Origin of the sequence: Aminobacterium sp. MB27-C1 (assembly GCF_030908405.1) — a bacterium.
In the GTDB taxonomy this organism is placed as follows: domain Bacteria; phylum Synergistota; class Synergistia; order Synergistales; family Aminobacteriaceae; genus Aminobacterium.
On record NZ_CP133089.1, the window covers coordinates 1,571,738 to 1,585,096 of the forward strand.

Annotated in this window: 11 protein-coding genes; 3 read left to right on the forward strand and 8 right to left on the reverse strand. The window is 38.7% G+C overall.

Annotated features, from left to right (window positions below):
• Nucleotides 1-12: 12 nt before the first annotated feature.
• The 3 genes from hisS to RBH88_RS07665 form a co-directional block, all read right to left on the reverse strand.
• Nucleotides 13-1,275 carry a histidine--tRNA ligase gene (gene hisS, locus RBH88_RS07655; RefSeq protein ID WP_213690330.1) on the reverse strand — a complete coding sequence of 421 codons (1,263 nt, stop codon included), beginning with the start codon at nt 1,273-1,275 and terminating at the stop codon, nt 13-15.
• A gap of 205 nt (nt 1,276-1,480) precedes the next feature.
• Nucleotides 1,481-1,741 (reverse strand): stage V sporulation protein S, encoded by a 261-nt coding sequence (locus RBH88_RS07660; protein ID WP_213690331.1) that lies wholly within the window; start codon nt 1,739-1,741, stop codon nt 1,481-1,483.
• Between the two features lie 171 nt (nt 1,742-1,912).
• A complete protein-coding gene (locus RBH88_RS07665) occupies nt 1,913-2,527 on the reverse strand; it encodes a metallophosphoesterase (protein WP_213690332.1) in 615 nt (204 codons plus the stop codon).
• A gap of 111 nt (nt 2,528-2,638) precedes the next feature.
• Between RBH88_RS07665 and RBH88_RS07670 the strand changes: the two genes are divergently transcribed.
• Nucleotides 2,639-4,795: a Tex family protein gene (locus RBH88_RS07670; RefSeq protein WP_213690333.1), complete on the forward strand. Its 2,157-nt coding sequence runs from the start codon at nt 2,639-2,641 to the stop codon at nt 4,793-4,795.
• Between the two features lie 27 nt (nt 4,796-4,822).
• Nucleotides 4,823-7,444, forward strand: a complete 2,622-nt coding sequence (locus RBH88_RS07675) for an ABC transporter substrate binding protein (RefSeq protein ID WP_307879509.1) — start codon at nt 4,823-4,825, stop codon at nt 7,442-7,444.
• Here the strand turns inward: RBH88_RS07675 and RBH88_RS07680 are convergent, their stop codons facing one another.
• Together RBH88_RS07680 and RBH88_RS07685 are read right to left on the reverse strand one after the other, a co-directional pair.
• Entirely contained in the window at nt 7,445-7,912 is a 468-nt protein-coding gene (locus tag RBH88_RS07680; protein WP_213690335.1) for a hypothetical protein, read from the reverse strand.
• 92 nt (nt 7,913-8,004) lie between these two features.
• Complete coding sequence (locus RBH88_RS07685; RefSeq protein ID WP_213695818.1) at nt 8,005-9,375, reverse strand: HD domain-containing phosphohydrolase; 1,371 nt, start codon at nt 9,373-9,375, stop codon at nt 8,005-8,007.
• A gap of 236 nt (nt 9,376-9,611) precedes the next feature.
• On the opposite strand from RBH88_RS07685, the gene RBH88_RS07690 reads away from it, so the two are divergent.
• On the forward strand, nt 9,612-10,706 hold the full coding sequence (locus RBH88_RS07690) for a class I SAM-dependent RNA methyltransferase (RefSeq protein WP_307879510.1): 1,095 nt from the start codon (nt 9,612-9,614) through the stop codon (nt 10,704-10,706).
• Here RBH88_RS07690 and RBH88_RS07695 read toward each other — a convergent pair.
• Genes RBH88_RS07695 through modA form a run of 3 tightly spaced genes read right to left on the reverse strand, consistent with a single transcriptional unit; the run spans nt 10,701 to nt 13,335 of the window.
• Nucleotides 10,701-11,777: an ATP-binding cassette domain-containing protein gene (locus RBH88_RS07695; RefSeq protein ID WP_307879511.1), complete on the reverse strand. Its 1,077-nt coding sequence runs from the start codon at nt 11,775-11,777 to the stop codon at nt 10,701-10,703. The genes RBH88_RS07690 and RBH88_RS07695 overlap by 6 nt on opposite strands.
• A complete protein-coding gene (locus RBH88_RS07700) occupies nt 11,774-12,547 on the reverse strand; it encodes an ABC transporter permease (RefSeq protein WP_213699708.1) in 774 nt (257 codons plus the stop codon). Before RBH88_RS07700 ends, RBH88_RS07695 begins: the two co-directional genes overlap by 4 nt.
• On the reverse strand, nt 12,547-13,335 hold the full coding sequence (gene modA / locus RBH88_RS07705) for a molybdate ABC transporter substrate-binding protein (protein WP_213691906.1): 789 nt from the start codon (nt 13,333-13,335) through the stop codon (nt 12,547-12,549). Before modA ends, RBH88_RS07700 begins: the two co-directional genes overlap by 1 nt.
• Between the last annotated feature and the right edge of the window lie 24 nt (nt 13,336-13,359).

Consider the following 13,359-nt stretch of genomic DNA (forward strand, 5'->3'; position numbering starts at 1 on the left):
TCTTTATTACTTCTATAATTTACTTTGAATATAATTAAGAATAGTGGCTCGTTTAACCTCTTCCTGTTCGCCAGTTTCAAGGTCTTTTACGTTGACTACTCCTTTGGCCAATTCATCGCCACCAAGAATACAAGCAAAACGGGCTCCAGAAGCTGCTGCAGATTTAAATTGAGCTTTCATACCACGTCCCATGTAATCCATGTCTGCTGCAATATTTGCTTGTCTTAGTTCCGTAAGGATTTTGAATAGTTCCTCTCGCGACACTTCGTCAAGTCCGATAGCATAAACATCGAGATCAGGGCGAGCCCCAAAAGAACAATTTTGTTCTTCCATCACGAGGACAATCCTTTCAAGACCAGCAGCAAAACCAACACTCGGCGTAGATGGGCCACCAATCGTTTCTGCAAGGTTATCATAACGTCCCCCACCACATACAGCATTTTGCGCTCCCAAAGCTCCTGAAAGAACTTCATACGCTGTTTTTGTATAATAATCAAGGCCGCGAACAAGCCGTTTATCTATATGGAAATGGGCTCCTATACTATTCAATCTTTCCTGTACTTTATCAAAGTGACTGCGACAATCATCGCAAAGGCTAGAGTAAATATCGGGAGCACCCTCGGTAATCTCTTTGCAATCAGGATTTTTACAATCAAGAATTCTGAGAGGGTTACGATCAAATCGACTTTGGCATGTTTTACAAAGTTTATCAAGCTGTGGTTTGAAATACTCTTTTAATTTTTCTCTATATGTTGGGCGACACTCAGGACACCCTACTGAATTAATAACGACCTCTAAATTCTGGAGACCAAGTCGTCTATATAATTCAAGAGACAAGGCAATAACTTCCACGTCTATCATAGGATTTTCTGAACCTATACTTTCAAAATCCAACTGCCAAAATTGACGATAACGCCCCTTTTGTGGTCGCTCGTAACGAAACATCGGACCAGCACACCACAGTTTAACAGGTTGAGCTCCATTATTCAGTTTGTTCTCTAAATAACAACGAATCATTGAAGCCGTTGCCTCTGGACGTAACGTAAGGCTTCGTCCACCGCGATCTTCAAAAGTATACATTTCTTTTTCAACAACATCAGTTGTTTCGCCTATTCCGCGTGAGAAAAGTTCCGTGTGCTCAAAAATAGGTAAATGAACTTCCGAATATCCGAAATCTCGCGCAACTTCTGCTGCAACGTTTAAGACATAAGCCCATTTCCAAGATTCTTCTGGGAGTATATCCCTGACACCACGCGGCGCTTTTATATCTACCATAAAAACTCCCTCCCATAAACTAAAACAAACATAAAAAACGTTTGCACATAATCATTCTATTGTTTTATACATTATGCAGGTAAGTATAATCATTCGTTGAAAAATTCTCCAGTAAAAAAATGGAAGGCTATAAAATAGAAAAGCGCAACGGCCTAATCACCGTTACGCCTGTCTCATGCTTCCTTACGGCATAAAAAACTAATTTCTAACGTGACTCGAGTTGGAACTTAATGGCCGTTCTTTCTTCGTTGTCAATTTCAATCTTGGCAAAAGCCGGAATACAAACAAGATCAATTCCATTAGGAGCTACATAACCCCGGGCGATAGCAATAGATTTCACTGACTGGTTAACCGCACCGGCTCCCACTGCTTGAACCTCAACCGCCCCTTTTTCGCGAAGAACTGCTGCGATAGCACCAGCGACGGATTTTGGTTGCGACTTTGCAGAGACTTTGAGCACTTCCATGAAATTCGACCTCCCTTGAGTAGCGCCGCAAGAATATAAAAACAGGAACATTTAATGGATCAGCGAGTTTCACTATTTGAAACAAATCAAGTATAGTCGTATTGTGCGGCTTTTGACAAGTGTTTTGCAATAAAAATCAGCAAATACGACTTTTTCCCAAGAAAGTTAGCCCTATAATCCACATTTTCTTTTCAAAAGTCTATTTTGATCCACAAATCTCGGATATGGTAATGTATAAATATCTCCATTATCTGGAACAATGCAATGTATAGACATTAACCCATTCAAGTATGTTTTATTGCTATCACTCTGAGGCACAAATTCGTTATGCCCAAAAAGATTTAAATCACCTTCCATTGAAGGAAGTCCCTGGAAATCATGGCTCACATTTAATTTTAGACCACAAACATCGAAAGAGCCACTCCAATTTACTATTTGGCTAGTGTGAAAAACCTGCTCTACAACATCTTTGTTATCGTGATTTCCTGTAACAATACAAACTTTTCTTTTTTCTTCCCCTTCTAAAATCCGAGCTAACAAACGTAACTTTTTAGAATAAAGGGCGAGTCGATTTGGTAATAATCCTAATTTTATTTCATCAACAAGATCGCCAGTATGTATAATTGCCAAAGGATCAAGGAAAGTAACTAATTTATTTAAACAAGAATAAAAAGACGAAGGAGTATCAGAGACATGCAAAACAACACGTCCTTTTATTTTCTCCAAACTCTCAGGAATATAAAGTAAATCAAACATCTTGTAGATCATCTTTTTCCATGATTCCACAGCAATCACCTCTAAACTATTTTAAATTTTACCATTTTTTAGGCAAATGCGTAAACAAAAAAACATGGTACTATACTAAAAATAAGATTCATGCAGGAGGTTCAACCTTATATGGCCCAATCTAAAACAAAATTTGAAAAACCTATTGCTTTAGAGATGAACATCTCAACAACACAAGTACAAGCAGTATTCTCTCTCTTTGACGAAGGCTGCACTGTTCCTTTCATTGCTCGTTATCGTAAAGAAGCAACAGGTAGTCTTGATGAAGTAGCTATTACACAAATTCGAGATCGACGAGAAGAACTTCTAGAGTTAACTAAACGAAAAGATTCTATTTTGAAATCACTGCAAGAACGCGACATTCTTACAGAAGAGTTAGAAGAGAAGATTTATGCAGCTAATAACCTGACAACACTGGAAGATTTGTACCTTCCTTATCGCCCCAAACGTAAAACAAGGGCAAGTGCCGCTATAGAAAAAGGACTAGAACCCTTAGCGCTTAAAATTATGAATCAAGAAGGAACTATTCCCCACCAAGAAGCTCAAAAATTTATTGACATAGACAAGGGAATAGCAAATGAAAATGAAGCCATACAAGGGGCTCTTGATATTATCGCCGAGAAAATCAGTGAAGACACGCTGGCTCGTAACCTGTGCCGCAAAATATTCGCCAAGCATAGTTTTATTTATTCATCTCGGGCTTCGGAAGAACCCGATGAAATGGAAAAATATAAAGACTACTTTGAGTGGCAAGAAAGAGCTATCAGCACACCATCTCATCGTATTTTAGCTTTATTTCGAGGTGAAAAAGAGGGTAAACTTTCCCTTCGAGCACGGCCTGATGACGCCCTTTGCATTACTCAGCTAAAGAAACTTTTTATTAAAAGTGAGGGGGAAGAAGCCTCTCTTCTCGAAGAAACCATTAATGACAGTTACAAGCGACTCATTACACCTTCTATGGAAACAGAACTACGAAATGCGCTCAAGAAAAAAGCCGATGAAGAAGCTATTTCCGTTTTTGTTCAAAATATAAGAGAAGTTCTTATGACACCACCTCTCGGACATAAGAATATCTTGGCAATAGACCCAGGCTTTAGAACAGGCTGTAAGGTTGTTTGTCTGAATAAACAGGGGAGCCTTCTTCATAATGAAACCATATATCCACATCCGCCAATAAACAAAAAAGATGGAGCTCAAACTAAAATTTTAAGTCTAATAGATACATTTTCTATAGAGGCTATTGCTATCGGAAATGGAACTGCAGGAAGAGAGACTGAAGCTTTTATAAAGGAGCTACCTATCACTTCAAACATCATTATTACCATGGTTAACGAGAGCGGCGCTTCGATTTACTCAGCATCAGAAACAGCCAGAAGAGAATTCCCAGATTATGATGTAACGGTACGAGGTGCAGTTTCTATAGGCAGAAGACTTATGGACCCATTAGCAGAACTAATAAAGATTGACCCATGTTCTTTGGGAGTTGGTCAATACCAGCATGATGTTGATCAAAAGGCTTTAAAAAGAGCTCTTGATGATGTTGTAATCAGTTGTGTTAACGCAGTCGGAGTTGATATTAACACGGCTAGTTATGAACTTCTCTCCTTCGTTTCAGGAATAGGCCCTCAGTTAGCCAGCAATATTGTAAAATACAGAGAAGAAAACGGACTTTTTGAGTCACGAAACGACCTAAAAAAAGTCCCACGTCTTGGCCCAAAATCATTCCAACAATGCGCTGGATTTCTACGAATACCAGGAGGGAAAAATCCGCTCGACAACACTGCCGTGCATCCAGAAAATTATACATTGGTAAAAAGGATGGCCTCCGATTTAAGTGTAACGGTGAAGGATCTTATTGAAAAAGTAGATATTAGAAAAAAGATCGATATATCCAAATATATTACAGAAGAAGTAGGGCTCCCGACATTACAAGATATTATGGAAGAACTTGAAAAACCTGGGCGAGACCCACGATGCAGTTTTGAGGAATTTGCCTTTGCAGAAGGCGTAACAGAAATCTCTCATCTAAAAAAAGGCATGATTCTTCCTGGAATTGTAACGAATGTTACTGCTTTCGGAGCCTTTGTAGACATTGGCGTACACCAAGACGGACTCGTGCACATAAGTGCAATTTCTGATAAATATGTCGCTTCTCCGCATGCTATCGTTTCACCAGGGCAACGTGTAAAGGTCGCTGTAACGGGAATAGATTTGGGAAGAAAGCGTATTTCCCTTTCTATGAAAAAGAGTGATCTAGAAGAAAACTAATATAAATACTTGTTATTGGAGGAAAAAATGGAGGAAAAGAAAAAGGTTCTTCAAAAACTTTATTTTCTTTTCATTTTAGGGGTGTTCATTATTGCCCCGAAGGGAGTTTTTTGTCGTGATAAACTTCCTATTCTCATCCTCCACTCTTATGATCAAGAAAACGCATGGACAGAATGCCTCTCTCAGAGCATTCTGTCTACTTTTCAAAAAAGCGACTTACAAATAGACCCGTTTACAGAGTACATGGATAGTCAACGTTTACTCAATCAAACAATAAATAGTTCGTTACAAGAACAATTTTTCATGAAGTATTTCCCTTTCCATCTCCGCGTCATTATTAGCGAGGGGGATGAGGCCTTTCGCTTTCTTGTCCGTTTCAGAAACAAGGTTTTCCCCAATACCCCAGTAGTATTTACAGGGATAAGTGACATATCTCTTTTAAAAGAGTCATCTTTACGAAAAAGCTTCACGGGGATAGTAAAACATATACCTTATAACAAAACGATTGATGCGATTATTCGTTTTCATCCAAATCTAAAAAAAATAATTGTTATAGGCGATAGTTCACTAATCAGCGAAACAAACATGAACATACTTTTACATATTGCTCAAGATAAAAAGCAGTATATAAATATTAGTTTTTTAATGTCATATCCTATAGAAAAGGTATGTTCTATATTATCAGAGCAAAATCCCCAAAATACAGCCATATTGCTCGCTTCTCCTTTGGCCTCAAGTAAAGAAAAGATGTTTTTAAGTACTGATGAAAGCATTAAAAAACTTTGCTTTACAGGAGATTTTCCTATTTACTCCAATCTACCAGAAGCTATAGGAAAGGATGGGATCATTGGCGGAGCAATCCATTCAGGAGAGCGCTTTGGAATATTGGCTGCGAAGATGGCTCTTGAAATTATGCATGGAAAGAAACCATCAGAGATACCTTTTAATGAAAGTGAAATGGCACAATGGATTTTTAACTATAGAGAGTTAAAAAAACACGCTATTCCCCAAGAGAAACTTCCGGCAGGAAGTACCATTATAAAAGACCCTTTTAAAGATATAAAAGATAATTTTCGATTGATAACTATCAATTTTGTCGTTATCGCTACTTTAGTAACATTGATCCTGCTGCTCCTTTTCAAGATATACCGGCGACGTTTTATTAATTTAAAGCTAATAAAAGAAAAGAAAAACCTTAGCGGACTTATGGATGGAGCTCCTGATGGAATTGTTGCTATCGATGAGCAAGGATGTATCATACTGGCTAATAATGGGTTTCGCCGTATGTTCGGCTATACAGACGAAGACATCGAAGGGAAAGAAGTTGGTCAAATTATTAGCCAATCAAGCTCAAGTCATAAAGATAACCTTTCCTTGGTTCAAAAAGCTATTTCTTATCCTATCAAAGATGTACATAGGTATAGAACTAAAAATAATGGAATTACTTTTCCCGTTTCAATTAGCGGCTTTCCTGTTCTGTTATCGAATAACAAAAAGGAAGCATTTTTGCTTTTTAGAGATATTACACATCAAAAAAACCAACAAAATGCACTAGCCCAACGTTTTCATCTCGAAACGTTACTTTCTACTGTTTCTTCAAGATTGGTACTTTCAGGTCCCTTCGATGAAACAATAAAAAGTGTTCTTCAAGAAATTGGAACACGCCTTGGTTTGCTTTCATGCGCGCTTTATTTTCCTCAAGAAGATAGTTCATCTTTTCGTCTATTTCACGTCTGGAATTCATATGTATTTCAAAATAGTAATCTCTTAAAAGAGACAATTACACTAGACCTCACTCCTGAACAACAAGAACTCTTTAAAAGGTACGAACCCATTGAAGTTGATATAAAAGACTCTAAAGGATGTCTTTTTAATGTGAACATAGTCCCCATTGATAACGGATCAAGCAATGCGACTGTTCTTCTTTTGGTGCAAAATAAAACATCTCAACCATGGCATTTTATTCGCTATGCTTCAAGTCTAAAAATTTTAGCAGAAACACTTGGAGAAGCTTTTAAACGGAAAAAACAGCAAGAAATTTTGCTCCAAACAATTGACAGACTCAGAGAAACTTTTAACTCTACAATATCTACTATAGGCAATGTTATCGAAATGAAAGACAATTCCACCTATGGACACCAAAACAGAGTGGCACAATTATCTCTGGCAATTGCACGCGAAATGGGTTTACCGGATGCGGTAATAGAAGCCGTATATAATACTGCTCTCGTACATGACTTGGGCAAGCTATATATTCCTTCAGAAATACTCACTAAACCTGCAACTCTTTCTCCTCTTGAATATGATGTTGTAAAACAACACCCTCGGTTCGGCTATGAAGTTTTGCGAAATGTTCGCTTCCCGTGGCCTGTAGCAGAAATAGTGCTTCAACATCATGAACGATTGGACGGATCTGGATATCCTGAAGGGGTGAAAGGTAAAGATATTCTTCTTGAAGCTCGTATATTAGCTGTTGCCGATGTTATAGAGGCAATGGCATCGCCACGTTCGTATCGCCCAGCACATACAATAGAAGAAGCTCTTGAGGAAATAAAAAGAGGAGCCGGAATAACCTTCGACTCCTCAGTAGTAAACCACTGTATTGATATTTTTGAGAAGAAAAAATTTACCTTTTATATAGACAAATAATTAAAGCTTATTATAGGCTGCACGTGCTTTATAAGGGATGGAGTTCTCAAGGACATCCATCCACTGCATATCCTGAAAATTCACGTCAGCAGAAAAAAGCTCATGCCCTCCCATATCATAATGACGGGCAGATGATATGCCATATGTATTATCCGTGGTATGAAATACATAGTCATATTCGCTGAAATAAAGAGTTTGAGCCTTCGCTTCATCCAGATTTGCCTCAGAAACTAAGGCCTGAACCATTTTTTTCTTTCCAGCAGCTGCTGCATAATAGACACGTAATGTTGTTAGCGGCATTCCTTCAACTTCATCGACTTTTACCATATACCATCTTAATTTATTTTCGTCTGCTCCGAGATCTACTCGAACATCTCTAGCTTCAGCATAAAGGGGTTGAGTCATGAGAAGGATGCTCCCTACACAAATAATGCTCATCAAAAAAATTATTTTACCAATTCGAGACACAGCGTTCCCTCCTTTCTATGATCTTAAATCATATTGCCATGTTTTTTATAAAGCAGGATCAAGTAAAAAACAACCGTAGGAATAACGATATGCTAAAAGCTAAACCCCTTTTCTTTAAACAGCTTAATACAAGCATTCACAACGTCTAAATCTAAAGCTGTACCTTTTAATTTTTCTATTTCTTCAAGTGCTACATCTATTCCAAGACTCGGACGATAAGGACGATGGGAGGCCATCGCTTCTACGACATCAGCTACACCGATAATTCGAGAAGCTAATAAAATTTTATCTCCCTTCAAACCACGAGGATAGCCTGAGCCATCCATACGCTCATGATGCTGATATACTATTTCAGCCAAAGGCCACGGAAGTTCTATACGACTCAAAATGATAAAACCAACTTCCGAATGAGTCTGCACAAGTTTGAATTCAACATCTGTTAGAGGACCAGGCTTATTTAAAAGCTCAGAGGGAATTTCTACCTTCCCAATATCATGAACCAAAGCTGCTTTTTCGAGGTTATCAACAATCTCTTTCTCTAGTCCAAGCTCTTCACCTATTGCCCGAGATAATGAAGCCACTCTTTTCTGATGCCCTACACTAAAGGGATCTTTCATTTCTGAAGTAAGTGCCATAACCTCAATGGTCTGATTCCACGCGCGTCTTACGTTTTCTAGATTGTTTGATAGGGCAATTTCTGCATTTTTGCGGGCAGTTACGTCTGCTACGGTGCCTTGATAATATACAGGTTTACCATAATCGTCTCTAAAGACAGAAGTTCGTTCGTCAACCCAGATAATTTGGCCATCCCCAGTTACGACTCGATACTCCATTTCGTACTCTTCATCTTCAGCTTCCTCATGGGCCTTCACTTGGTTAATAACCTTTTGTCTATCTAATTCGTAAATCAGATCAAGATAACTTTTCTCTCCTGCCAATATATAGTCAGGAATATACCCCCAACGACTTACATTCTCTGACACATAAACAATAGGCCATCCTTCTGTCGTTTTCCATCTGAAGAGGACAACGGGACTCTCCTTTACTACAGCGGAAGCGTATAAAAGCTGCCTATCTCTTTCATACTCTTCAGTCAGATCATGAAAAATAATATACGCATTGATTATTTCCGAATCAGAGAAGATCGGAATCGCGGAAACACGACAGGGAAAAGTTGTCTGATCATGCTTGACACACAAAACATCATTGAAAGGGCCTCTCTCTCCTTCCAATATTAAATCGAAAGTTCGAATAGCTCTCTCGTGAAAGTAAACCGGGATAGTACTTCCTATAACAGATTGACCAATAATATTTTCTCTTTTTACTTTAAAAACTGTTTCAAAATAAGAATTAACATCGCATATGTATCCATCAGTATCAACTAATGCAACGGAATCTGGAGCGTTATTAAATAAACTTTTAAAATAAATCTTTTCGAGAGATTCTTCCTTTTCCATCATCATATGTTTTCTCCATGTACCTTCCTAATACAACAGTCTAGCAACAGAGATATAATAAAAATACATATAAAGTATAGCATTATGAAAACTGAAGAACTGAAACGTTAGGCATGTTTAACCTAAGAAAAAGGCCTCAGAAAATTACCCCCCTATACCTTTTATAAAAACAAAGAAACAAAAAAATCTTACGCTATAATATGTGCTACATCATAAAACTAAAGAAAGAGACTGTCTGATTTATGAATAAACTGCCTGTTGGCTGCAACCTAAAATGCCGAGCTTGTGCCCATCGCATGATGAGTCAAAAAGATAGTGAAATTCAAAAAGAAACATGGCTAAAAGGAGTTTTGTCTCATTGGACATACGCCTTAAGCCCAATTGTTTCCCCGTTACCAGAAAGACGTTGGGGATATAGAAATAAAGTCAGTCTGATAGCTGAATGGAACTCATATCGTTGGATATTTGGAATGAACGTGCGCAAGCAGGTCATTTCGTTGCAAGAGTGTCCTATTCATTCCGCAACTGTTAAGAATGTGCTTACGTGGCTTTCTTCAAAAATGCCTCCATTTACACTGTTTCCTCTCTCGATTTATGTACAGGCAGGCGCACAAGCTACACTTATATTAAAAACAAAAGAGTTGCCCAACCTTGATTGGTTAAAAAACACACTAAACAGCCTTAACCAAACTGGATTGGAAGGACTCTGGCTTCACCTTCACCCAAGTGCTGGAAGAAGGCTCTTTGGCAGTGGAGTTTGGAAACTACTATGGGGAAAACCTCGTTCTTACAATGAACACGGTCTTATATACGGCCCCACAGCTTTTCAGCAATTAATTCCTGAACTATACAACCACTCTCTTCTTGAAACGATTAAATTTCTTTCCCCTCAAAAAGATAGCGGCATTCTCGATCTCTATTCTGGAAGCGGAGCCACTCTTCGACAATGGACGGATGCTGGTTCCGCAGCAATAGGTGTAGAAACCTCAGCTGAAGCCATTGAAAATGCCGCGATTAACGCACCAGGTGCGCGTCTTTTACGGGGAACATGCAGTCAACGCCTGCCGCAACTCAATGAATGGATTAAATCAATCCCAATAAATAAAAGACTGGCCTACGTGAATCCCCCCAGAACAGGAATCGAACCCGATGTTCGCGAATGGCTTGCAATAAAAGCACGTCCACAGCGTATAGCATATCTCTCTTGCAGTGCAGGAACTCTCGCACGAGACCTTCTCTACCTTGAAGAAAAAGGGTATGAAGTAAAGCATATTACGCCTTACGACTTTTTCCCTAATACATACCACGTTGAAACTCTCGCTTGCCTTTCTCTATAGATGAGAAAGGACTCGAACAGAACGAGCCTTAAACATCAAAAAGCAATGCCCTCCTTCTCTAAGATGCAACTCATCAAAGGCACTTCTCGTTACAACGGTATAGATAAAGGTTGAATTCCATTGTGTACGAATCCAGACAAGCGGGCCACGTAAAGAAACCTCATCAACTTTTACCTTTAAAACATTACGAGCAGACGAATAAAATGGCTCTGTGGCTACAATAATTTCTTCTGGACGGATAGAGAGAGCAACTCTCTCGTTGGGTTTTACATAATCTGTTGTGCGGATAAATACTCCATCCACATCTATGGCATAAGGTTCTCCTTCTAAGGTGTCACATCCCTCCCCTTCAAAAATATTTTTTGCTCCCACAAGACAAGCCACATGAAAAGATTGAGGTTTTTGAAAGATATCATCTGGTCTCCCAATTTGAGAAAGACAGCCGTTCTGAATAACGACAACGTGAGTAGCCAATGTCCATACGTCTTCCATATCATGAGTAACGTGTAAAACCGTAACTCCAAGCTCTTTAACTAACGCCTTGATACATTTGCGCATTCGCTCTCTTGTAACTATATCAAGGGCACTAAAAGCTTCATCTAAAAGCAAAATTTGAGGCCGTATAACAAGAGCTCTAGCTAAAGCAATCCGTTGTTGCTCTCCTCCAGATAGTGTTGTAACGTTCCGTTGTAAAAGAAGCTCTATTTGCAACATTTTAGCCATAGAATAGACTTGAGTTCTAATATCACTATGGGGCATCCTCTGATTTCGAAGGCCAAAAGCTATATTTTCAAAAACAGAAAGATGAGGGAATAGCATATAATCCTGATAGACGATGCTTAATTTTCTTTTTTCCGGCGGCCAAGATGTTATATCTACATCATTTAAAAAGACCTTTCCAGAAGAAGGAACAAACCCTCCCGCTATAGTTTCAAGCAAAACACTTTTTCCAGCCCCAGAAGCACCTATAACACAACAATATGTTCCTTCATCTACTTGAAAAGAGACATTTCTAAGAGAAAAGATTCCAAGTTCCACCGACAGATTGCTTACTTCTAAAAGGGGGGTCATACAAAAACATCTCGATTCATACATTCAAAAATAAGGATAGAAAGCAAAGATATAACAATAAGAACAACGCCAGCAGTAATAGCGACTGGTAAATTCCCATAAGATATATTAAGAAAAAGAGCAATTGGAAGGGTTTCTGTATACATACGAGTCCCTCCTGCGAGAACTAATACTGTACCGAAACAACCAACACTTCGAGCAAAAGCAATTACAATAGCTGCTAAAAAACCCCCCTTAGCCATTGGAAGGGAAACTCTGAAGAAGCAACTGACAAGATCACACCCTAGACTTCTCGCAACAAGCTCATAACGTGGATTTATGCTGCAAAAAGTCCCGTACATAATACGAATAGCATAAGGAGCCGCTGTAAAAATTTGAGCAATTACTATTGCCTCTTTTGAAAAAACGATATTTTTAGACCAGAGAGAAAGAGGCCCCTGCCCTAAAAGTAAAAGTAAACATAAACCTAAAACTAATTCGGGTAGAGCCATAGGCAAATCAATAATCGTTCGAAATAAATGTTGGCCTCGAAATTGAAACCGAGCAAGCACATAACCAGAAGATACAGCTACAACCATAACAATGAATGTAGAGAGAGCACTCGAAAAGATCGAAAGTTTCAAACTATAAAACATTTCTTCCGATCGTAAATTAATAAGGATATCGTCTAAATTCAACATAAAAAACAACGAGAGAATGGCAGCGAAAAGTAATCCTGTAAAAAATAGGAAAATAAGCCACAAAAATAGCTTAAAGAGCGTATTTTTCATTACTCTACCGGTTTTTCAAGAGGAAAACCCCAACGTTTCCAAGCGACTTTGCCTGAATCTGCAACAAGGTATTTTATAAAAGCAAGGGCATCGTCTGTGCGTTTTGAGTACGAAATAATAGCTGCAGGAATTGTTTTAACACTATTTTGCGTTATGGGAATGGATACAATTTCGACCTTTTGATCAGCTTGCGCCCATGTGGATTGATCGTGCCATGCTATTGTTCCATCGACTTGAGATGTTGCAACATACATCAAAAGCTGGTTCGTCGTTCCAGGTTTTACTACAACATTTTTTTTCACATCTTCGTAAAGAGCATTCTTTTCTAAGATAGCCTTACCTGTCTTACCGATAGCAGCTGCCTTTTCATCAGCTAAAGCAAGTCTTAAACCTGGTTTAGCTAAATCTGCCAAAGAGTGTATTTGAGCGGGATTTCCTTTGGGAACAAGAATAACGGGAACATGGTAACAAATAACAGTTATTTCGTCTTCCACAATCATTTTTTCACGTAGTGCATCTTCAATATACTTTTCCGCACCTGGAATATAGACATCCCCTTCTTTTCTTGTAGAAATCATGCCAAAAAGTTCTCCTGAACCACCGTAAACAATACGAACAGTTAGGCCTGTCTCTTCTTCAAATGAAACCTTTATTTCGTCCATCGGTTTCATGAGACCCGCTCCGCAAAAAACAAGGAGTGGTTCTTCCGCTGCTCCTCGAAAGGAACAACTTAAAACCACTCCTATAGAAATAATAACCAAGAAGCAGAATCTTCTAATAAAAGTCATCTATAAAAGCACCTCCATAAAAGA